The 20,523-nt window shown below is 71.5% G+C and carries 19 protein-coding genes and 1 pseudogene; 13 read left to right on the top strand and 7 right to left on the bottom strand.

The window, feature by feature from the left end:
* The 3 genes and pseudogenes from IE195_RS01890 to IE195_RS01880 form a co-directional block, all read left to right on the top strand.
* Nucleotides 1-333: pseudogene (locus IE195_RS01890) on the top strand (peptide chain release factor 3); the annotation flags it as partial.
* Between the two features lie 800 nt (nt 334-1,133).
* The gene (locus IE195_RS01885; RefSeq protein WP_191267364.1) at nt 1,134-2,420 is read left to right on the top strand and encodes a citrate synthase; all 1,287 of its coding nucleotides are present in this window, start codon (nt 1,134-1,136) and stop codon (nt 2,418-2,420) included.
* Between the two features lie 200 nt (nt 2,421-2,620).
* The gene (locus IE195_RS01880; RefSeq protein WP_191268041.1) at nt 2,621-3,490 is read left to right on the top strand and encodes an HdeD family acid-resistance protein; all 870 of its coding nucleotides are present in this window, start codon (nt 2,621-2,623) and stop codon (nt 3,488-3,490) included.
* 32 nt (nt 3,491-3,522) lie between these two features.
* Here IE195_RS01880 and IE195_RS01875 read toward each other — a convergent pair whose 3' ends face one another.
* Nucleotides 3,523-3,837, bottom strand: a complete 315-nt coding sequence (locus IE195_RS01875; protein ID WP_191267351.1) for a putative quinol monooxygenase — start codon at nt 3,835-3,837, stop codon at nt 3,523-3,525.
* Between the two features lie 195 nt (nt 3,838-4,032).
* On the opposite strand from IE195_RS01875, the gene IE195_RS01870 reads away from it, so the two are divergent.
* Nucleotides 4,033-5,217, top strand: coding sequence for a macrolide family glycosyltransferase (locus IE195_RS01870; RefSeq protein ID WP_191267347.1), 1,185 nt, complete (start codon nt 4,033-4,035; stop codon nt 5,215-5,217).
* Nucleotides 5,218-5,356: 139 nt separating this feature from the next.
* The gene (locus IE195_RS01865) at nt 5,357-5,899 is read left to right on the top strand and encodes an AAA family ATPase (RefSeq protein WP_191267342.1); all 543 of its coding nucleotides are present in this window, start codon (nt 5,357-5,359) and stop codon (nt 5,897-5,899) included.
* Here IE195_RS01865 and IE195_RS01860 read toward each other — a convergent pair.
* Nucleotides 5,885-6,082, bottom strand: coding sequence for a helix-hairpin-helix domain-containing protein (locus IE195_RS01860; RefSeq protein WP_191267337.1), 198 nt, complete (start codon nt 6,080-6,082; stop codon nt 5,885-5,887). The two genes, IE195_RS01865 and IE195_RS01860, sit on opposite strands and share 15 nt — an antisense overlap.
* A gap of 219 nt (nt 6,083-6,301) precedes the next feature.
* Here IE195_RS01860 and IE195_RS01855 point away from each other — a divergent pair, with 219 nt between their 5' ends.
* From IE195_RS01855 to IE195_RS01825, 7 genes are all read left to right on the top strand, one after another.
* On the top strand, nt 6,302-7,558 hold the full coding sequence (locus IE195_RS01855; protein ID WP_191267334.1) for a hypothetical protein: 1,257 nt from the start codon (nt 6,302-6,304) through the stop codon (nt 7,556-7,558).
* Nucleotides 7,555-9,948 (top strand): serine/threonine-protein kinase, encoded by a 2,394-nt coding sequence (locus tag IE195_RS01850; RefSeq protein WP_191267332.1) that lies wholly within the window; start codon nt 7,555-7,557, stop codon nt 9,946-9,948. Before IE195_RS01855 ends, IE195_RS01850 begins: the two co-directional genes overlap by 4 nt.
* Nucleotides 9,949-9,965: 17 nt before the next feature.
* Nucleotides 9,966-11,384, top strand: coding sequence for a PP2C family protein-serine/threonine phosphatase (locus IE195_RS01845; protein WP_191267323.1), 1,419 nt, complete (start codon nt 9,966-9,968; stop codon nt 11,382-11,384).
* Nucleotides 11,385-11,565: 181 nt separating this feature from the next.
* Nucleotides 11,566-12,222 carry an FHA domain-containing protein gene (locus IE195_RS01840; RefSeq protein ID WP_191267320.1) on the top strand — a complete coding sequence of 219 codons (657 nt, stop codon included), beginning with the start codon at nt 11,566-11,568 and terminating at the stop codon, nt 12,220-12,222.
* 9 nt (nt 12,223-12,231) lie between these two features.
* The gene (locus IE195_RS01835; protein WP_373295624.1) at nt 12,232-13,728 is read left to right on the top strand and encodes a GlnX family signal transduction membrane protein; all 1,497 of its coding nucleotides are present in this window, start codon (nt 12,232-12,234) and stop codon (nt 13,726-13,728) included.
* Nucleotides 13,729-13,752: 24 nt separating this feature from the next.
* Nucleotides 13,753-14,580, top strand: coding sequence for a glutamate ABC transporter substrate-binding protein (locus tag IE195_RS01830; protein ID WP_191267316.1), 828 nt, complete (start codon nt 13,753-13,755; stop codon nt 14,578-14,580).
* 175 nt (nt 14,581-14,755) lie between these two features.
* Complete coding sequence (locus IE195_RS01825) at nt 14,756-15,055, top strand: DUF6221 family protein (RefSeq protein ID WP_191267313.1); 300 nt, start codon at nt 14,756-14,758, stop codon at nt 15,053-15,055.
* 78 nt (nt 15,056-15,133) lie between these two features.
* On the opposite strand, the gene IE195_RS01820 is transcribed toward IE195_RS01825, so the two are convergent.
* Both IE195_RS01820 and idi read right to left on the bottom strand, forming a co-directional pair.
* Nucleotides 15,134-15,862, bottom strand: a complete 729-nt coding sequence (locus tag IE195_RS01820; RefSeq protein ID WP_191267309.1) for an HAD family hydrolase — start codon at nt 15,860-15,862, stop codon at nt 15,134-15,136.
* A gap of 59 nt (nt 15,863-15,921) precedes the next feature.
* Nucleotides 15,922-16,497, bottom strand: coding sequence for an isopentenyl-diphosphate Delta-isomerase (gene idi, locus IE195_RS01815; RefSeq protein ID WP_229826047.1), 576 nt, complete (start codon nt 16,495-16,497; stop codon nt 15,922-15,924).
* A gap of 188 nt (nt 16,498-16,685) precedes the next feature.
* On the opposite strand from idi, the gene IE195_RS01810 reads away from it, so the two are divergent.
* Entirely contained in the window at nt 16,686-18,254 is a 1,569-nt protein-coding gene (locus tag IE195_RS01810; RefSeq protein WP_373295623.1) for an SDR family NAD(P)-dependent oxidoreductase, read from the top strand.
* 44 nt (nt 18,255-18,298) lie between these two features.
* On the opposite strand, the gene IE195_RS01805 is transcribed toward IE195_RS01810, so the two are convergent.
* From IE195_RS01805 to IE195_RS01795, 3 genes are all read right to left on the bottom strand, one after another.
* Complete coding sequence (locus tag IE195_RS01805; RefSeq protein WP_225942561.1) at nt 18,299-18,655, bottom strand: hypothetical protein; 357 nt, start codon at nt 18,653-18,655, stop codon at nt 18,299-18,301.
* Nucleotides 18,656-18,813: 158 nt separating this feature from the next.
* Nucleotides 18,814-19,119: a type II toxin-antitoxin system TacA family antitoxin gene (locus IE195_RS01800; RefSeq protein ID WP_191267290.1), complete on the bottom strand. Its 306-nt coding sequence runs from the start codon at nt 19,117-19,119 to the stop codon at nt 18,814-18,816.
* Nucleotides 19,120-19,380: 261 nt separating this feature from the next.
* Nucleotides 19,381-20,394 carry a zinc-binding dehydrogenase gene (locus tag IE195_RS01795; protein WP_191267287.1) on the bottom strand — a complete coding sequence of 338 codons (1,014 nt, stop codon included), beginning with the start codon at nt 20,392-20,394 and terminating at the stop codon, nt 19,381-19,383.
* Between the last annotated feature and the right edge of the window lie 129 nt (nt 20,395-20,523).

The raw sequence follows: 20,523 nt of genomic DNA, 5'->3' as shown, positions 1-20,523 counted from the left end.
CAGGTGCTGACCTCGGATGTGCGGGGTGAGCAGGCTCCGGTGCTGGCGGCGGTGGGTCCGTTGCAGTTCGACGTGGTGCGGCACCGGATGGAGCAGGAGTTCCGTTCGCCGATCGAGGCTTCGCCGTTGGAGTACTCGGTGGCGCGGCGTACGGATGCGGAGTCGGCTCCGGTGTTGCACGCGCTCTCGGGTGCGGAGGTGCTCAAGCGGCGCAACGACGGGGAGTTGTTGGTGTTGGTGCACAACAAGTGGCGGTTGCGGGTGATCGAGCGGGACAACCCGTCGCTGTTGATGGAGCCGCTGCTCGCCGGCGGCGTCGACGAGGGCGAGTAACCCCGGCCGTCTCCTTCCGGGCCCTTCTGCCTCTGTGCCCCGCACCGGCCTGACACCGGGCCGGGTTTTTCGGCAATGCGCACCCACATTGTTTACCCCAGGTGAATGACGGTTACCGACTGTCGACTTTTGTCCTGCTCGGCCGTCAATTGGCCCGCTGGTTCGGGCCGTTCGTCCCTGCCCCGGGGCCGGAGGGTCGGCCGCCGGCCCGGCGGGTGTGTGAACCCTCGTGCCCGGGGCACATATTCAGGTCCCGGGACGGGTGGGGAGGCCGCCCCGGGGGACTCCCCGGGGACGCCCGGGAGCATGGCAGAGGCCAAGATCACCGAGTCGGGGGCACCCCGCGTCAGCCCCCGTGATCAGGGCGAAGGTAACCTGATGCCAGGCCACTAGGGCACGTTCGAGGACCTGGCCGCACTGGACTCTGCTCGGGTCTGTCCGCATCTGTGAAGGACGGCGCGCGAGGGCCCGGTTCGGGTGGAGTCGGGGTGCCCAGGGGACCGGTCCAGGAGGTCGGGGGCGGCAGGGCGGGAGAACCCCCGTCGTCGTCCGTGACGTCTCAGGGCGAGGTGTTAACGACGTTCGGCAAAGTTTGTAAATCTTCACTCTGCGGTAATTCTGATCACGTCTGGGTATGTGTTGCATGTCACCTGTTCGTGAATCGGAGAAACTTATATGATTTTGCTTAACTGTCGTTTAACAAAACAGAACAATAACGAGTGAATGAAGAACGCGGTGGCGGACCGCCCCGCGTCTGACGCACCTCACGTATCCCCCGCCTGGAAAGGTTGACCTCGGGCATGAGCGATGACAAAGAGCGCACGGTGGAGCTCCACTACGAGGGCGGCGTGCTGAAGCTGCCGGTTTTCACCGGTACCGAGGGTGAGAGCACCATCGAGCTGAAGACCCTGCTGGGGTCGACCGGTATGACGACCCTGGACCCCGGGTTCGGCAACACCGCCTCGTGTAGCTCGAAGATCACCTACATTGACGGGGCCGCCGGGATCCTGCGCTACCGCGGGTACCCGATCGAGGACCTCGCGGTGAACAGCACCTTCCTCGAGGTTGCCTACCTCGTGATCTACGGTGAGCTGCCGGAGCCCGGCCAGCTCAAGGAGTTCTCGGACAAGCTCCGCGACAACTCCGACATCCCGGCCGACATGGGCGCGTTCATCGACGCGATGCCTCGCAACGGCCACCCCATGGCACTGATGGCCAGCGCCGTGAACACCCTCGCCGCGTACTACGACGACAGCGTGGACCCGGACGACGAGGGCCAGGTGGAGCTCGCCACGATCCGGCTGATGGCCAAGCTGCCGACGATCGCGGCCCGCATCTACCGCAACTCCATCGGTGAGTCCCCGATCGACCCGGACACCTCGCTCGACTACGTCGACAACTTCATCCGGATGACCTTCGGTGACAAGGCTCCCACCGGCGAGCTCGGCGACCTGTTCAACAAGGCCGTCGGCATGCTGCTGGTCCTGCACGCCGACCACGAGCTGAACTGCTCCACCGCCACCGTGCGCGTGGTCGGTTCCTCCAAGGCCGACATCTACGCCAGCGTCGCCTCCGGCATCAACGCCCTGTCCGGCCCGTCCCACGGCGGCGCCAACCAGGCCGTCCTGGAGATGCTGGAGGAGATCCGCGACTCCGGTATCTCCATCGAGGACTTCCTGGAGAAGGTCAAGGCGCGCGAGATGCGCCTCATGGGCTTCGGCCACCGGGTCTACAAGAACTTCGACCCGCGCAGCAAGGAGATCAAGGTTCTGGCCAGCCAGATCCTCGACCGGCACGACAACCCGGACGAGCTCTTCTCGCTCGCTCTCAAGCTCGAGGCCGCCGCGCTGCAGGACTCGTACTTCACCGAGCGCAAGCTCTACCCGAACGTCGACTTCTACACCGGCGTCATCTACCGCACCATGGGTTTCCCGTCCAACATGTTCACCGTGTTGTTCGCCATCGGCCGCCTGCCCGGCTGGGTCGCCCACTACCGCGAGCAGCGCGTCGACCCGGCCTTCCGGATCGCGCGCCCGCGTCAGCACTACATCGGCTCTCCCGAGCGCCGCTACCCCGGCCAGGGCTGACCGCCCCTGCCGGAGTACTCCGACCGCCCGCCCGCGTCACCGACGGGGCGGGCGGCCGCGTGTCCGGGTTCGTACCGGGTGCAGAACCTCCCTTTCCCCGCCCTTTGCGTACTTTCTGTCATCAGTGTGCGACGTTGAGAGAAGTTGCAGAGAGCGACCCCGCACAAGGGGCGGGACCGCACGAGGAAGGGGGCCTGGTCATGGTCCGGTACGTGTTGGCCGGTGACATGCTCGGAGAACTGAGCCGAAACTGGTGGGTCGTGGTCCTGCGGGGTGTGGCCGCCGTGCTCTTCGGACTGCTGGCCCTCGTCTGGCCGGGCATGACCACGGTCGCCCTGGCGGTGGTCTTCGGTGCCTTCGCGCTGGTGGACGGGGTCGCACTCGCCTTCACGGCCTACCGGGCGGCCCCGGGGGCCAGGACGTCCCTGGCCCTCCAGGCCGGCCTCGGGATCATCCTGGGACTGCTCGCCCTGATCTGGCCGATGGCCGCGGTCATCGCGCTCGTCTTCCTGATCGGTGCGTGGGCCGTCGTCACCGGGGTCGCCGAGATCGTCACCGCCGTCCGGCTGCGCGCCCAGATCAGCTCCGAGTGGCTGCTGATCTTCGTCGGCGCGCTCTCGATCATCTTCGGCCTCCTCCTGTGGTTCTGGCCGCTGGCGGGGGCGGAGGCCATCGTCCTGGTCGTCGGGATCTACGCGATCGTGTTCGGTGTGGTCATGGCGGTCGCGGGCTTCCGGCTGCGCGGCGCCGCCGACCACATCGCACCGCTGGAGGGGCGCGGCCCCGCAGCCGGGGCCCCGGACACCGGCGGGGAGGGCGCCGCGGGAGCCGGGGCCGCCGGTGCCGGGGGAGGCGACCTCCTCGACACCGGGGAGCCGGGCGAGGAGGGCGGCACCCGCGGGGTGAGCGCCTTCGACGAGGGGTACGCCGGCGGCTACACCCACGGCTTCCGGGGCGACCAGAGCGGTACCGGGGAGGGGCGCGGGACCGGGGACGACGAGACCGCGACCCCCGGCAGCGGACGGCACCGGGCCCCGAAGGACCCGCGGGAGGGCACGGACACCCCCTAGGCACGGGGCCCGGGACACCTCGGGCCGGGGCGTCAGCCCTCGCTGAGCAGGAGCGGGCCGCGCCGGTCGACCTGGCTTCCCGGAACGGCCAGTGCGGCCTTCTCCTCCTGCCAGGCCAGGAAGTGCGGGGTCAGGCGGTGCGCGGCCAGCGCCTCCTCGTCCGCGAACACCTCGTACACCCAGAACGCCTCGGTGTCCTCGGGGTCGCCGACGACGTCGAAGCGCAGGCAGCCGGGTTCGTCCCGTAGCGCGCAGGACGCGTTGCGGGAGATGCCGGAGAGGAACGCCCCACGCCGACCGGGCAGGACCCGGATCGAGATGACGAGAGCGACAGGGGAAACGGACACCGTCCTCCTCCTTCCAGAGGGCCCGCCGGATGGAAAAGGCGTTGAACGAACGGCGGCTGTCCGGTTAGCTTAGGGGCATGTACTTCCAGGCCCTGATCTACAGCTAGGCACACGGCGTCCCCGACGCCCCGCGCCGTCCCCCCGGGGGACAGGCGCCCGTCAGTCCTACCTGTAGACAGCCCCTGGAGAGATCACATGACCCGTCGCCTGCACATCGCCATGGTCGGCGTCCCCGCCGTGAGCCACGTCCTGCCCAGCCTGGAGATCATCCGGGAACTGGTCGACCGCGGCCACCGCGTCACCTACGCCAACGACCCCGTGGACCGGGTCGGAGAGCTGATCGCCTCGACCGGCGCCGAACTCGTCCGCTTCACGACCACTCTGCCCACCGGGGACGAGGAGTGGGCCGACGACCCGATCGAGGGGATGGACATCTTCCTCGACGACGCGATCAACTCCCTGCCGGTCCTGCGCGACTCCTACGACGACGACCGCCCCGACGTGTTCCTGTACGACATCGGCGGCTACTCCGCCCGGGTCCTGGGGATCAACTGGGGTATTCCGTCCATCCAGCTCTCCCCGACCTACGTGGCCTGGGCGGACTACGCGAACACCGTCATGGAGTGGCTGCGCGCGCAGCCCGGTGCGGCCGAGCACCACGCCAAGTTCGACGCCTGGCTGGCCGAGAACGGGATCACGGACCTGGACCACGCGAACTTCGCCGGGGCGCCGGACCGGGCACTGGCGATGATCCCGCGTGAGATGCAGCCGCACGCCGACACCGTCTCCGACGCGGTCACGTTCGTGGGCCCCTGTCTCGGCCAGCGGGAGGACCAGGGCACCTGGACCAGGCCCGCCGGGGCGGAGCACGTCCTCCTGGTCTCCCTCGGGTCGGCCTACACCAACCTGCCCGGGTTCTACCGGGAGTGCCTGGGGGCCTTCGGCGACCTGCCCGGCTGGCACGTGGTGCTCCAGGTCGGCAGGTACGTGGACAGCGAAGAACTGGGGGACGTGCCGGCCAACGCCGAGGTGCATTCCTGGGTGCCGCAGCTGGACATCCTCCGGCAGGCGGACGCCTTCGTCACCCACGCGGGGATGGGGGGCTCCAGCGAGGGCCTGTACACGGCCACACCGATGATCGCGGTGCCCCAGGCGGTCGACCAGTTCGACAACGCCGACCGCCTCCAGGAGGTCGGGGTGGCCCGCCGGATCAACACCGAGGACGCCACGGCCGAGACGCTGCGCGCGGCCCTGTTCGAACTGACCTCGGACCCGGACGTGGCCGAGCGGCTGGCCGGGATCAGCGCCCGGCTCCGGGAGGGCGGCGCCTCCTACGCGGCCGACCTCATCGAGGCCGAGGCCGACGGGGCCACCGCGTAACCCTCCCGACGCCCTTCCCGTCACGGCGGTGCGCCGTGCCCTTCCCGGGCGCGGCGCACCGCCGTGCTTCGTCGCCCCAGGACCCACCAGCCGCGCACCCTGTCCGGCCGAGCCGCCCGACAACGTACGGAGGAACACCGTGAACCATCTCGTCGCCGTCACCGGAGGCCCGGGATCAGGCAAGACGACACTGGTCGACCACCTGGCCGGACTCGGGTACGGGAGCACGGCCGAGGCGGGGCGGGCGGTCATCCGCGACCAGCGCCGGATCGGCGGGCATGGTCTGGCCTGGCGGGACGACGTCCTGTTCGCCGAGCTCATGCTCGCCTGGGACATGCGCTCGCACCGGGAGGCGGCCGGACACGACGGGCTCGTGGTCTGCGACCGCGGGGTGCCGGACACGGTCGGCTACCTGATGCTGCGCGGCCTACCGGTCCCCGAACACGTGTGGGAGGCGGCCCGGCGGTTCCGCTACCACCGCACGGCCTTCGCGGCCCCGCCCTGGCCGGAGATCTTCACCGGGGACACCGAACGCCACCAGTCGCAGGAGGAGGCCGAACGGACCTTCGAGGCGATGTGCGAGGCCTACCCGGCCTGTGGATACGAACTCGTCGTCCTGCCCCGGGGACCGGTCGCCGAGCGCGCCCGATTCCTCCTGGAACACGTCCTAAGCCTCCAGTGACATGCCCCGGGCGGCCAGGAGGTCGCTCAGGATGTCGGTTCCGGTGGGCCCCATCCCGCTCAGGGTCATCAGGTCGCTCTCGCTCACCCCGTCCAGTTGCTCCAGGCGCGTGTATCCGGCGCGGATCAGGGCCCGGCGGGCCGGGGCGCCGATACCGGGGAACTCTTCCTCTGCTTCGTCCATGCTGCTGTAGTACCCAGTGCACGGGCCCCCGGAGATGACGTGTGTGTTGCGGTTGTGGCCGCTGGTGGCCGTCGGCGGCCGCAAAACCCGGTACTCCCTTGTGGTTCGGGGTGTGCGCGGCCAGACTCTTGTCCTAGGCAGCGGGAGAACGAGGGCCGGACCGGCCCGCGGGAGGTGGTTCGGCAGGTGGCGAGGGCGTCCGGGTCAGGTGTTCCGCCGATGAGCTGGGAGGGGGTCGACCACGCGCTCAACCGCGTGTGCGGGGAGGCCGACGACATCTCGTTCAGGCTCGCGTCCCTGGACCGGCACGTGGGCTACCGCCTGCTCAGGGACGCCGAACTGGACGGCGGGACCCGTCACCGCTGGGAGGGGGCCCAGGCACACGTCCACAGGCTGCGGAAGGTCTACGACGCCTTCCGGGCCGTGGTCGACCGGGCCCTCGGGATCCGGGAGAACGGCGGGGGAGACCCCCTGCCCGACCTCACGTTCCTGCTGACGGACGAGTCCGTCGTCCTCCCTCCGGCGGAGGGGTCCCCGCACGAACGCGGGCTGCCCGGCCCCGACACCGAACGCATCACCCCGGCCGAGGCCGTCGCCCGGATGACCGCCGACTACGAGGCGGCCACCGAGGTCGTCTCGGCGGTGGAGACCGCCTGGGACACCCTCCACCCCAGACTCGGGGAGCTCGAAACCATGTGGCAGGAGATCGGCACCCTCTCCGACATGGTCGAACTGGACCCGGAGGAGCACGAGGGGCTCCGCGAACAACTGGTGCGGGAGGGCGAGACCGTCCGCCGCGACCCCCTCCGCCTGGTCACCGACACCCGGGTGGACACCTCCTCCCTGGACCGCCTCAGGGACCTTCTCGACCAGAGCAGGGGCGAGCTCCGCGACGCCCTGCGCATGCGCGACTCCTACACGGAGAACATCCAGCGCCTCGTGTCGGCCGTCGACGACGTCGAACAGGCCGTCGGCCGGGCCCGCGACCTGCGTACCCGGGTGGTCGCGAAGATCTCCTCACCCTCCGCCGCGGACGTCCCCGACCCCGTGCCGGGGCTGCGCGCCGCGGTGGTGGAGATGGACGCCCTGCGCGCCCAGGGGGACTGGCGCGGACTGGGCGCACGGCTGGGGCGGCTGCAGCGCTCCATCCACCAGGCCGGCGACGACGCGCGCGAACGGGAGCGGAGCCTGTCGGGACTGCTCCGCCGCAGGGCCGAGCTCCGGGGCCGCCTGGACGCCTTCCGGGCTCGGGCGGTCCGCCTCGGACTGGCCGAACACACGCGGCTGAGCGGACTCCACCGACAGGCGCACTGGGAGCTGTGGAACGCCCCCTGTGACCTGCGAGCGGCCACCGTGGCGCTGTCCGCCTACCAGCGGACGATCCAGGAACTTTCCGGAACCGGACACCCGGGGAACAGAACCACCCCCGGAAACGGAGCGTCAGACGGCGAGACTGATGGTGGTGTGAGCAGATGACCAAGTGCGCTTCCCCCAGCTGCCGGGGCCGGATCGAGGACGGTTTCTGTGTCGTGTGCGGCCTCGCCCCCGTGACCGCGCGCTTTCCGGACCCCCGGACGGCCGCCGGGGTGCCGCCCCCCAGAGGCGGTCCGCCGACCGGGCACCGGAGGGCCTCCCCGTCCGGGAGCGATCCCCTCGGCCGTCCGCCGACCTCCGACCCCCTCACCCGGGACCCCGCGGGCAACGACCCGTCCGCGCACTCCCGCCCGATCAGCTCGGGCGACATCCGCCTCTCCGGACGTTCCGGCCCGGGCACCGTCTCCGGGACGACCGTCGGCACGGTCAGCGGACCGGGCGGCTCCGGCCGCGGCTCCAGACGCGGCATGCTGGGCCTGGGCATGGTCCAGATCCCCCTGGTGCCGGCGAAGGACCCCTCCGAGGCGGTCATGACCGACCCGGTCGTGTCGGAGAAGAACCGCTTCTGCGGAAACTGCGGCGAGAGGGTGGGCCGCAGCCGGGGCGGCCGGCCGGGCCGCACCGAGGGGTTCTGCCGCCACTGCGGAACCCAGTTCTCCTTCACCCCCAAACTGGTCAGGGGCGACATGGTCGGCGGCCAGTACGAGGTCCTCGGCTGCCTGGCCCACGGCGGCCTGGGCTGGATCTACCTGGCCAGGGACCGCAACGTCAACGACCGCTGGGTGGTCCTCAAGGGCCTGCTCAACGCCGGTGACGCCGAGGCGCACAAGGCGGCCGCGGCGGAGCGCGCGTTCCTCTCCGAGGTCGAGCACCCCAACATCGTCAAGATCATCAACTTCTCCCAGCACCCCGACCCGCGCACCGGCATCCCCGGCGGCCACATCGTCATGGAGTACGTGGGCGGCAAGTCCCTGCGGGAACTCCTCGTCGAACGGCGGGAGCAGGGAAACGGGGAGGAGGTCCTCCCCCTCGCCCAGGTGATCGCCTACGGCCTGGAGTGCCTGCGCGCCCTCGGCTACCTCCACTCCAGGGGCCTACTCTACTGCGACTTCAAACCGGACAACGTCCTCCAGAGCGAGGAGTTGATCAAGCTCATCGACCTGGGCGGCGTCCGGCGCACGGGCGACACCCTCAGCCCCGTCTACACGACACCCGGCTACCGGGTCCCCGAGGACGAACTCCGCGGCCCGGGGCCCACCGTGAGCGCCGACCTCTACTCGGTGGGTCGCTTCCTGGCCGTGCTCAGCTTCCGCTTCAGCTTCACGCGCAGGCATCCGCACAGCATCCCGCCCCGACACGAGGTGCCCCTGCTCCAGCGGTACGAGTCCTACGACCGCTTCCTGCGCCGCGCCACCCACCGCGAACCCGAGGCGCGCTTCCACGACGCCGGGGACATGGCGGACCAGCTCACCGGCGTGCTCCGCGAGGTCCTCTCCGATGCGGAGGGAGCCCCGCACCCGGCGGCCTCCGCGCTTTTCGGGGCGGAGAGCTTCACCAGCGGTGCCGACTCCGGGGCGCGCGACGCCGACCACATGCTCGGCCCGCCGTCCGCCACCGGGGCCGCGGAGCTGCTCCCCGCACCGCTCATCGACCCGGCCGATCCGGCCGCACAACTCCTGCGCAGCTTCGCGGGCATGCCCCCGGCCGAGCTCGTCCCGGCCCTGCGCGCGGCTCGGGCACCGACCCCCGAGACCCTGTTGATGCTCTCCCGGGCCCTGATCGCGGTCGGACGGCAGGGCGAGGCCCTGAACGTCCTCCAGCAGTTCAGCTCGACCGTCCCCGGCGACTGGCGGACCATGTGGTACCTCGCCGTCGCCGAACTGAGCACGGGCAGCCTCCACGAGGCCAGGAACCACTTCGACGAGCTCTACAGCCACCTCCCCGGGGAGGCGGCGCCCAAGCTCGGCCTGGCCCTGGCCTGCGAGCACCTCGGGGAACTGGAGACCGCCGCCCGCCAGTACGCCACGGTCTGGTCCACCGACCACTCCTACGTCAGCGCGGCCTTCGGCCTGGCCCGCATCCGGCTGGCGCAGGGGGACCGGACCGCGGCCGTCAGGGTCCTGGACACCGTCCCCGAGCTGTCCAGCCTGTACGTCCGCGCCCAGACCGCGCTGATCTCCGTGCTCGCCAGCGGTTCCACCGACGGCTCGGACTACGTACGCGCCGGTGAACGGCTCGGCCGGATCGGACTGGACAGCGAGTCCGCCGACCGGCTGGCCGCCCGGGTCCTGGAAGCCGCCCTCGGGTGGCTCCGCTCGGGCGGCGCGCCCCCCGAAGGCCGGCGGCTCCTCGACGGCCAGCTCACCGAGGAGGGCGTCCGCGCCAACCTGGAGCGGCGCTACCGGTCCCTGGCACACCGCGCCAGCCGGACCTCGGAACGCTACGAACTCATCGACAGGGCGAACTCCCTACGCCCCGTGACGCTGCTGTGAGGATCGAGGGAACGGCGATGACAAAGGTACGGACCTGCCCTGCCTGCGCCGGCATGGTGTCAGCGGGCGACTCCTTCTGCGAGGGCTGCGGCCGGACCCTCCCGGAGCGGAACCGGCCCGGGGCCGGAGGGCGCGGCGGACCCGACCAGGTGCCCACCGCGCCCCAGCCGAGCCTGTCCGGACTGGGCACGGAGGCCTCCGGCACGTCCCCGGAGGCGGAGACGACGGTGGTCGAGCGGCCCGGCCTGACACCCGCCGACGGCGCACCGACCGCACCCCAGGTCAGTCTGCACGGTGCAGTCGGACCCGCGGCGGCCGGGCACACCGCCGTGGACGAGGACACGGACGACGGCGCGGAGGGGGTCGCGGACGGACCGGAGCCGGACCGGGACGACGTCGGCGCCCAGGACACCCAGATCCTGTTCCGGGAGACCGCGCCCCCGGTACCCGGACCGGCCGCTCCGCCCCCGGCACCGAAGGCGGTCCCCGACTGGCCGCCGCCCTCCGTCGGCAGCAACCCCGTGGCGGTGGACAACCCCGACCTGTGCGTGTGGTGCCCGGGCGGGGTGGTGGACGGGTACTGCGGCACGTGCGGTTTCCTCCAGCCGACCGGCCGGGACCACGTCGAGGTGCGCGCCCGGCGCGCGTTCGGTGTCAGCGACCGCGGCCTGCGGCACAAACGCAACGAGGACGCCATGGCCATCCGGGTCATCGAGGACGACGCGCCCCGGGCCGCCGGGACCGTCGTGGCCGTCGTCTGCGACGGGGTGTCCAGCTCACCCCGGTCCGACGAGGCATCCCGGGTCACAGCCGAGACGGGTGCGACCGTGCTTGCTGAGCGGATGCGCCAGGGTGCCGATCCCCGCGAGGCGACCGGGACGGCGATGATCCGCGCCGCCGAGGCGGTCGCCGCGATCGCCGACTCACCCAGTTCCGCTCCGGCCTGCACCTTCGTGTCGGCCGTGGTGGACCCGGCGACGGGGGCCGTCACCGTGGGCTGGGTCGGTGACAGCCGCGCCTACTGGATCTCCGGAGGAGGGGCGTCCAGCGCGTCGGCCCTGCTCACCAGGGACGACTCCTGGAGTGAGGCGATGGTGCAGATGGGCGCCCTCTCCCGGGAGGAGGCGATGCGCTCCGCCAACGCACACGCGCTCATCGCCTGGATGGGAGCGGACTCGGGTGAGATCGACGCGCACATCTCGACCGTCACCCCCACCGGCCCGGGCGCCGTCCTGCTCTGCAGCGACGGCCTCTGGAACTACTATCCCGAGGCACAGGACCTGACCGAAGCCGTGCCGGGAGCGGCGGGCACACCCCACGAGGCGTCCCGAACCTACGTCAGCCTCGCCCTCGGAGCGGGCGGCAAGGACAACATCACCGTCGTGCTCGTGCCGGTGCCCGCTGGACGAGGGGGTCCCCGTGCCGCACGGGTCTGACCGGTCAGCCGAACCCGGGTGCCGCTCCGCCGCGGCCACCGGAACCACCTGCCTCAGGCCCAGCGCCGACAAGGCCGACGAGACGGCCCTCGACACCGACTCGACCCGGACCGCACGGACCCGCCCCCGCCAGTGCTCTCCGGGAACCGGCGGTACCCCCGGACCCGGGTAGGAGGGACCCATGCCGAGTTGTCCTTCAGGGCACCACTCCACGGCCACCGACCTCTGCGACGTCTGCGGGCTGCGCCTCCAGGTACTGACCGCCCCGCTTCCCGCCCCCTCCCGACCGGGACCGGGGCCCCGGGGCGGCCCGTGCCCCGAGTGCGGCACCTCCCGGGCCGGCCGGTTCTGCGAGGAGTGCGGCTACGACTTCGCCTCCCGGTCGGGCAGCCACCAGCTCCGGGCCTCCGCGCCCGGCAGCGCGCCGACCGGTGTGCCCTGGCGTGCGGTCGTCGCGGCGGACCCCGCCTACTACCAGTACATGGTGGACCGGGGGATGCTCGACCCGAACCGGATCAGCTTCCCCGCAGGGGTCCGGCAGCGTCGGGTGACCCTCCAGGGCGACCGGGTGCACATCGGGCGCCGGAGCAGGTCCAGGGGGTTCACCCCCGAGATCGACCTGGGCGGACCGGGAGGGGACCCCGCGATCTCCCACGTCCACGCCGTCCTGCTGGCCCGCCCGGGTGGTACCTGGTCGTTGGTCGACCCCGGGTCGACCAACGGAACCACGGTCAACGGGACCGCCGACCCCATCGCCCGCCACGTGGAGGTTCCCCTGAATGACAGTGACCGTATCTACGTCGGCGCATGGACCGTCATCATCCTTCAGAAGGGGTGAACCCCGTTGATGCCCCCCAACTCCGACCCGGCGGCCGGGCGAGCGGAGCCGGACCCCCCTCCGGCACGGCTCCGTTCCTGGGGGCCGCGCCTGCGCGGGTCGATGCGGACCACGCCCGCTCGGCTGCGGGCCCTGACGCTCCTGTGCCTGCTGATCATCGCCGGCCTGTTCGGGTCCGCCACGGTCACGCTCAACCAGGCCCGTGACGGGCTCACCGTCCTGGGCCGGGACGCGGGACCGCAGGCCATGGCCACCACCGAGCTGTACCTGGCACTGGCCGACATGGACGCCGTCGTCGCGGACGTCCTGCTCATGGGCACCGACCACGACCTGGGCTCGGGGCGGGACGAGGCCCTGGCGCAGTACGACGCGAGTCGGGCCAGGGCCAACGAGGCCCTGCTCCAGGCCGCGTCGCTGACCGAGGGCGACACCGTCGAGGAGTTCAACGTCCAGGCGGTTCTGGACGGGATGGGCACCTACGACCAGAAGGTCGGCGAGGCGCGCCTGCTCAACGACGAGGCCCAGGCCCCGCCGGGGGATGTGGACCCGCGGGCCCTGGAGGTGTACCGGGAGGCCACCCGGCTGATGCACACCGAACTGCTGCCCAAGGCGTTCAACCTGGGGCTCGACTCCTCCGCGATCGTGCGCGCCAACCACGAGGCGGGGCGGTCCTCGGTGGCGCTCGGGCTCGTGTGGGTCGGTGTGGTGGGCGCGGCGGCCGTGACCGCCCTCATCGGGCTGCAGCTCTACCTGCGGGTGCGGTTCCGCCGCCGGTTCAACGCCCCGCTGCTGGCCGCCACGGCCGGGACCGTGGCGCTGACCCTCGGCGTCGTCCTGGCGCTGAACAGCAGCGGCGCCCACCAGAGCGGAGCCAGGGACGAGGGGTTGGACGCCGCGATGGCACTGGCCCGGGCCGGGGCCATCGCCACCGACATGCAGGCGGACCAGAGCCGTTACCTCCTGGACGACGACTTCGCGGACAACTACCAGCAGGTCTACCTGGAGCGCGCCCAGCAGGTGCTGTTCCGCCCGGCCAGCACGCTGACGGACTACTACGAGGCGATCGGTGAGATCCCGGACGCCTACCCGGACCTGCCGGGCCCGGACAGCACCGACCCCCGGGACCCGGGCACGTTGGGATACCTCGGGCAGAGCGCCCAGGCCTCCCTGCTGTCGGGCCGGGAGGACGCCCTGGCCGAGGTCCTCAGTGCCTACAGCGCCCTCCAGGAGGAGGACCAGCGGATGCGTGCCGCCGCCGAGCGAGGGGACACGGCGGCCGCGATCGACATCCGGATGGGGGTCGCCCACGCCGACGACGGGGTGTTCACCGCCTACACGGACGCCCTGGACGGGCTGACCGACCTCCACCGGGAGGAATTCACCACGGGCATCCGGCGGGGCGACGCCGCGTTGTCCCACTGGTCCTGGGGGCTGCCGCTCGGATCCCTCGTCCTGCTCGCACTGGTGGTGGCCGGGGTCCGCCCCCGGCTCGCCGAGTACCGCTGACCCCGAGAGACAAGGAACAGGCCGATGTGGTTTCGACACCGCCGTGGCGCGGCCGCGGCAGCTCTGGGCGCCGTGGCGGTGATGGCGCTGCCCGCCTGCTCCGCGGAGGGGGAGGAGTCCCTGGTCGACGCGACCTCGCTGACGGTCGGGGTCAAGGAGGACCAGCCGGGGCTGGGGCTGGACGTGGACGGCGAGCTGGTCGGGTTCGACGTGGACGTCGCGGCCTACATCGCCGGGCACATGGGGATCGACGACGTGCGGCTGGTGGGCGTCACCTCCGCGGAACGCGAGGAGAAACTGATCAGCGGGGAGGTCGACATGGTGGTGGCGACCTACTCCATCACCCCGGCGCGCAGGACCGAGGTGACCTTCGGCGGCCCGTACTACGTGGCCAAGCAGGACATCCTGGTGCGCGCGGACGAGACCGGGGTGGAGGGGGTACGCGACCTGGAGGGCCGCAGCGTCTGTCAGGGGGCGGGCTCCAACTCGGCCACCCGCATCACCGAGGGCCTCGGCATCGAGGTGCGCGAGCTCCAGGAGGCGGAGACCTACAGCGCCTGCATCGAACGGCTGAGCGAGGGTTCGGTGGACGCGGTGTCCACGGACAACCTGATCCTCGCCGGGTTCCTGGCCGAGGACCCTGACGCGTTCCGGTTCGTGAACAACCCGTTCACCGACGAGAAGTACGGCGTGGGCCTGCCGTACGGCGACGTCGCGGCCTGCGAGGCGGTCAACAAGGCGGTCAGCGAGATGTACCAGGACGGGACCGCGGTCGGCCTGTTGGAGGAGTGGTTCGGCGAGACCGACCTGGAGGTGGTCCGGAGCGTCCCGCAGTTCGAGGGCTGTGCCTAGAGCTCCTCACGGGCCTGGAGCTTCTCACGGGGCGTCGTGCGCCTCGGGTGAGACCCGGGACCACGTCGCCGTGTCCGCTCGGATCAGCGGGGGCCTCCGGGTGGTCCGAGAAGGCCGTATGGCAGATACTGAACCTTGTGTAGGGCATTGGGGGGGAGAGAAGAGGAGTTGTCCGTTGACCATCGTGGAGTTCCTGAACGCACGTTTGGACGAGGACGAACGCGCTTCCAAGGCCGTGCCGGTGGGCTCACGCGGTCGGGAGCGCGCACTGGCCGAGGTGTCGGCCAAACGCAAGATCGTCCGCGGTTACACCGAGGCGCACAGCGCGAGCATGCGCCTCCTCGACACCTCTCCCCAGGCGGCGAAGGCCAAGGGGGACCCCTGGTCCGAACTGCTGGCCTGGCGGCTCGCGGTCAAGTACCTGGCCGCCGTCTACCGGGGCCACCCCGAATACGACCGCACCTGGGAGGGCTGAGGGCCGCCCACCCGTCGCCCGCCACCACCCTCAACGGACGCCTGCGGCGCGGTTCCTTTCCCATGTCGCCCTTCGCCCTCAACGGACGCCTGCGGCGCGGTCTCCTCCCGACTCCCGTCCTCCCCATTCGGGCAGGGCGAGCATGAGCTCGACCGTCTCGGCCAGATCCCGGCCCTCGACGTCGGGGCGCTCGAAGACCGAGGGGAAACGCCCCTCCAGGTGCGCCGACCAACCGGTGACCAGGCCCGCCCCCCTGCCACCCGCCGCGTCCCACCCGTGCGCGGTGACCAGCCCCAGCCGCTCCGGAGGCACGTCCAGGGCACGGGCCGCCGCCAGATAGGGCCCCCGGGACGGCCTCCGCGCCCCGAGGCCGTCCCCGCCCACGACCGCCTCCACCGGGAGCCCGGAACGCTCCAACAGCAGGCGGGTGTCCCCGTCGTCGCCGTGCCCGAGCGCCGCGGTCCGGACCCCCCGTCCGCGTGCCGCGGCCAGGGCGGTCGCGGCCTCACGGCGCGGTTCGAGGCGGGTGAGGCCGTCGATGACGACGTCCTCCGCCGCGGGGGCGATCTGGTTCCCGGTGATGTCCCGCAGCGATCCCCGGGCGACGTCCTCGAAGGTCCGCTCCCCACCCAGCAGGGCCAGCGCGAACGCGTCCCGCAACAGGTGGTCGCGCCACCGGGCCATCAGCACCCGGGGGACACCCGCCTCCCGGAAACGCCACTCCAACGGGCCGAGCGGGAAGAGGGTGTCGAGGACGTCGAAGACCAGGGCGGCGGGACGGGCGGGACCGTGCGGGTGAGGGGGCATCGGCTGCGCTCCAAACTCCTGAGGGGTGGAGTGTTCCTACCCGTTCGGGGCGCCCGCGCTCACACCGCCGGGGGCCGGTCCGCGGCCAGCCGGGGGACCTGCTCGGCGGCCCACGGGCTGATCAGCCAGGGGGTCCGTTCGGCGAGCGCCACCACGTCCGGCCAGGCGGCCCAGGCGAACTCCGCGATCTCCCCGGGGTCGGGGTCGGGGGTGTCCTCGGTCCGGGCCCAGAAGACCGGGCAGAACTCGTTCTCCACGATCCCCTCCGCCGACACCGCCCGGTAGCGGAAGTCCGGCAGGGCCTCGGCGACCTCGGTCAGACCGATCCCCAACTCCTGGCGGACCCGGCGGCGGACCGCCTCGGTCATGGTCTCCTCCGGGGAGGGGTGACCGCAGCAGCTGTTGGTCCACACCCCGGGCCAGGTGGTCTTGCCCAGGGCGCGCCGGGTGAGCAGCACGCGGCCGTCCGGGCCCACGACGTAGCAGGAGAAGGCCAGGTGCAGCGGGGTGTCCTCGGTGTGCACGGTGGCCTTGTCGGCGACCCCCACCGGTTCGTGTTCCTCGTCCAACAGGACCACGAACTCGCGTCCGGCTCCGCGCCCGTTCTCGGCCGGGGCGGATGTCTGCTGGGTCACGGAACTCCCCCTACCCGTGGCACCTGGTGCACACGTATCGACTCTGTTCCCTCCCATGGTGGCCCGTCCCGGGCTCCGTCGTGCCCTGAACGGGAGAAAAGACCCCCAGACCGTCCGGTGCCGGAGTGCGCATAGGGTTCCTGATGGCCCGGCAGGGCGGCCATCGGAGACAGCGGCGGGGTGCAGTGGTGACGGAAACGGTGACGCGGACGACAGTCGACGGGATCGACCCGGACAGACTTCGGGTGTGCCTGGAGGTGCTCGCCGAGGCGGAGGCGCTGCCCGGCGACCACGAGGACTCCAAAACCCTCCAGCGGGCCACCGCCCGACTCTTCAAGGCGCTCAAGGAGCGTCGGCGCAAGGAGCGCCAGGCCGCCCGCAGGGCCCATGACGAGGCCGTGTTCGCCGCCACGGCCACGGCCGCGCCGGACCGGATCGACGACGAGACCAACGGCCGCGCCCTGACCAGCCGTGCCCTGGCCGACGGCGAGGACGGCGACGGCGCAGGGGGCGGTACCGGTACCGCCGCCCCGGGCCTCGCCGATACGGGTCCTACCGGCACGGGCGGTGCCGAGGAGGGCGGGCGGCTCGCCGGGGTCCTGCGCAAGGCCCGGCCCTGCTACGTCTGCAAGCAGAAGTACCAGGAGGTCGACGCCTTCTACCACCAGCTCTGCCCGGGGTGCGCCGCCTTCAACCGGCAGCGCCGCGGAGCCCGGACCGACCTGACCGGGCGGCGGGCCCTGCTCACCGGCGGCCGTGCCAAGATCGGCATGTACATCGCGTTGCGGCTCCTGCGCGACGGCGCCCACACCACGATCACCACGCGCTTCCCCAACGACGCCGTGCGCCGGTTCGCCGCGATGCCCGACAGCGACCGGTGGATGCACCGGCTGAGGGTGGTCGGCCTCGACCTGCGCGACCCCGGCCAGGTGGTGCGGTTGGCCGACTCGGTGGCCGAGCAGGGACCGCTGGACGTCCTGGTCAACAACGCCGCCCAGACCGTCCGCCGCTCACCGGGTTCCTACGCCCCGCTGCTCGCGGCCGAGGCCGAACCGGTCACCGGTCAGGGCCTGCCCGAACCGCTGGTGCTCGGCGGGGTCCGGCCCCGGGAGTTGGCGGGTGCCGCGGAGGCCGAGGTCGCCGAGGCCGCGCCGCACACCCTGACCCCCGAGATGCTCACCTCGCTGGCGCTGACCACCGGTGCCGCGCATCCGGACCGGGTCCGCGAGGGAGGGGCGATCGACGCGGGCGGGCTGGTGCCGGACCTGGCGCCGGTCAACAGTTGGACCCAGCGGATCGGCGGGATCGACCCCGTGGAGATGCTGGAGGTGCAGCTGTGCAACGTGAGCGCGCCCTTCCTGCTGGTCGACCGGCTGCGCCCGGCGATGGCCGCCTCCTCGGCCCGGCGCAAGTACATCGTCAACGTGTCCGCGATGGAGGGCGTGTTCGGCCGCGGGTACAAGGGGCCGGGCCACCCGCACACCAACATGGCCAAGGCCTCGCTGAACATGCTCACCCGGACCAGCGCACAGGAGATGCTGGAGACCGACGGCATCCTCATGACCAGTGTGGACACCGGGTGGATCACCGACGAGCGGCCGCACCCGGACCGGGAGCGGATGGCCGAGGCGGGTTTCCACGCGCCCCTGGACCTGGAGGACGGCGCGGCCCGCGTGTACGACCCCATCGTCCGCGGGGAACTCGGCGAGGACCTGCACGGCTGCTTCCTCAAGGACTACCGGCCCGCGAACTGGTAGCGGCGTTCGCGGACGGCTCTCCGCGTTCTGGGTGGAACTACGGATCAGCGGAGTGCGCGGCGGAGGTCCTTCAACAGCAGTACAAGGTGCATCGGATCGCTCGGGCTCTGCTCGAACCGAGCGAGGCCGAGGTAGAACTGCCGCGCTGATTCGCTCTCGCAGTGGATGAGGAGAGCTCGAACACCGATCGTTTCGGAAGCCACTGCGACCCGGCGCAGCGCGTCGACCACGAGCGCCCTGCCGAGCCCCGACCCCTGGACACGGGTGTCGACCCCCAGCCGGGTCAGGATGACAACGGGTTGGTGGTACTTGCCGGCGCCGCGCAGAAGCCGACTGGGAGCCACAGCGGGAGCGATGCTCCCAGCGGCCAGGGCGTAGTAGCCGACCACGGGGAAATCCATGTCCTCTGCGTCGCATACGACGTAGACACGTGATCCACCCGAGCGGTGCGCCTGGAGCGCATGTTCGGTCAACCAGTCGGATTGAGCACGTGATCCGCAGTCGAAGCCAGCTGCACGGTGTTGTGCGGTAAGCGGCTCGACCGGTCCGAACCTCGGTTTCACGTGTCGCCCTCATCAGTCTGCGGGCTGTTCGCGTCGAGCACCGTGGGACCGGCCAGCAGCTCCCGCAGTCCGGGGACGTCCCGTGCGGGGCGCTCCAATGCCGAGTCGAAGGCAGCCCAATCCTGCTCGTCCAACGTGAAGGTACGCCGGTCCGCCAGTACGTTCGCCGCTGCTTCGGTCGCTGCACTGAGGACGAAGGCTGAGACCGTGTCTCCCGAGACGGTGCTCGCGGCCTCAAGCAGAGCCTTCTGCTGGTCATCGACTCTCAGGTGGATTCTCTCGGCCTTCATGACGGTAGTCATACCCCAAATCGTACGCACAATGTGTGTACGCGCGGGTGTGTTTTCGTCGAACAGCGGTGCACCCCTGGCAACTACGGGGCGTGAGGGCCTGCCTGGGAGGCGGCTCCGAGCGGGCGGGTGCGGCTGGTCCGATAGCGGGAATCGGGCCGAGCGCGGGGAACTCGGCGAGGACCTGCACGGCTGCTTCCTCAAGGACTACCGGCCCGCGAACTGGTGACCACCGCCCCGCCCCGGCCCCGCGACCCGCCCGGGCCGGGCAGGTCAGGGCAGCAGGACCAGGCGGACCGGGGAACCGATCCGCTTCTCCAACTGCTCCACGGCCTCGGGGGCCTCCTCCAGGGTGAACGTGCCGCTGATGGAGCGGCTGAACTCCAGGCGGCCCGCCCGGACCAGGTCCACCAGCTGGGTCACGTGCTCGGGCTCCGAACCGTAGTGGCCGAGGATCTGCTGGCGCAGGTAGCTGAACCGGGTGCCGTCCTCGACCTCCAGCGGTTTGGCGGTCAGGCCGACCAGCACCAGGCGGCCGTGCTCGCCGAGCACCTGGATCGCCTGCTCGCGCACGACCGGCACCCCCGCGAAGTCGAAGGCGGCGTCGAGGCCGCGGCCGTGGGTGAGTTGCCCGACCCGGGTGAGGAAGTCCGGTGCCGTGGAGTCCAGGGCGACGTCCGCCCCGTAGTCCAGGGCGCGGTCCCGGGCCTGTTCGTCGGGGTCGGCGGCGATGATCGGCGCGGCACCCACCATCCTCAGGAGCTGGACGGCGTGCGCGCCGAGGCCGCCCACACCCCACACGCACACGGCCTCGGCCGGGCGCACGTCACCGGTGGCGGTCACCGCGGCCCAGGGTGTGGAGACGGCGTCCGGGATGATCGCGGCCTGCTCGAAGGGGAGGTCGTCCGGGATCGGGACGAGTGTCTCCTCGGCGGCCAGCGCGTACTCGGCCCACCCGCCGTCGTAGTCCACACCCCGGGTGAGCAGGCGCCCGCGCCGGTCGTACTCGCCTGCCTGGAGCGCCACCCGGTCGCCGGCTCCGACGTCAAACACCTCCGGGCCCAGCTCCTCGACGACCCCGGCCACCTCGTGCCCCAGGGTGACAGTGTCGCCTTCGAGGTGGAGCGGGCTCAGCGAGCCGTCGATGAGGTGGATGTCGGACAGGCACACACCGGCGGCCCGGACCCGGACGAGGACCTGGCCCCGGCCCGGAACGGGCCTGGGGACGTCGGTGACCCCGAAGGACCGGTCGGTGGTGTTCAGTCGGGCCGCGCGCATGGTGGCCATAGGTCATTCCTCGCAGTCGTGTCGTTGACACTCATTCCCCCACCGATCATCACGCTTCGTGCAGGGGTGTCTACAAGGACGACACGGGCGAAAAGGGTCAGAAGCCGCTTACTTTTTCGTCAAGCGGAC

Origin of the sequence: Nocardiopsis terrae, from assembly GCF_014651695.1 — a bacterium.
Taxonomy (GTDB): domain Bacteria; phylum Actinomycetota; class Actinomycetes; order Streptosporangiales; family Streptosporangiaceae; genus Nocardiopsis; species Nocardiopsis terrae.
The sequence above is the reverse complement of the archived record's forward strand: the minus strand, read 5'-3'. Positions and strand labels throughout refer to the sequence as shown.

Excerpts from the sequence above, each read along its gene's own strand:
- IE195_RS01880 (WP_191268041.1), top strand. The coding sequence starts at position 2,621 with ATGGTCCGGTACGTGTTGGCCGGTGACATGCTCGGAGAACTGAGCCGA.
- IE195_RS01860 (WP_191267337.1), bottom strand. The coding sequence starts at position 6,082 with ATGGACGAAGCAGAGGAAGAGTTCCCCGGTATCGGCGCCCCGGCCCGC.
- IE195_RS01795 (WP_191267287.1), bottom strand. The coding sequence starts at position 20,394 with ATGGCCACCATGCGCGCGGCCCGACTGAACACCACCGACCGGTCCTTC.
- IE195_RS01805 (WP_225942561.1), bottom strand. The coding sequence starts at position 18,655 with ATGGATTTCCCCGTGGTCGGCTACTACGCCCTGGCCGCTGGGAGCATC.
- IE195_RS01820 (WP_191267309.1), bottom strand. The coding sequence starts at position 15,862 with ATGCCCCCTCACCCGCACGGTCCCGCCCGTCCCGCCGCCCTGGTCTTC.
- IE195_RS01800 (WP_191267290.1), bottom strand. The coding sequence starts at position 19,119 with ATGACTACCGTCATGAAGGCCGAGAGAATCCACCTGAGAGTCGATGAC.
- IE195_RS01845 (WP_191267323.1), top strand. The coding sequence starts at position 9,966 with ATGACAAAGGTACGGACCTGCCCTGCCTGCGCCGGCATGGTGTCAGCG.
- IE195_RS01885 (WP_191267364.1), top strand. The coding sequence starts at position 1,134 with ATGAGCGATGACAAAGAGCGCACGGTGGAGCTCCACTACGAGGGCGGC.
- IE195_RS01830 (WP_191267316.1), top strand. The coding sequence starts at position 13,753 with ATGTGGTTTCGACACCGCCGTGGCGCGGCCGCGGCAGCTCTGGGCGCC.
- IE195_RS01850 (WP_191267332.1), top strand. The coding sequence starts at position 7,555 with ATGACCAAGTGCGCTTCCCCCAGCTGCCGGGGCCGGATCGAGGACGGT.
- IE195_RS01870 (WP_191267347.1), top strand. The coding sequence starts at position 4,033 with ATGACCCGTCGCCTGCACATCGCCATGGTCGGCGTCCCCGCCGTGAGC.
- IE195_RS01855 (WP_191267334.1), top strand. The coding sequence starts at position 6,302 with ATGAGCTGGGAGGGGGTCGACCACGCGCTCAACCGCGTGTGCGGGGAG.
- IE195_RS01835 (WP_373295624.1), top strand. The coding sequence starts at position 12,232 with ATGCCCCCCAACTCCGACCCGGCGGCCGGGCGAGCGGAGCCGGACCCC.
- IE195_RS01840 (WP_191267320.1), top strand. The coding sequence starts at position 11,566 with ATGCCGAGTTGTCCTTCAGGGCACCACTCCACGGCCACCGACCTCTGC.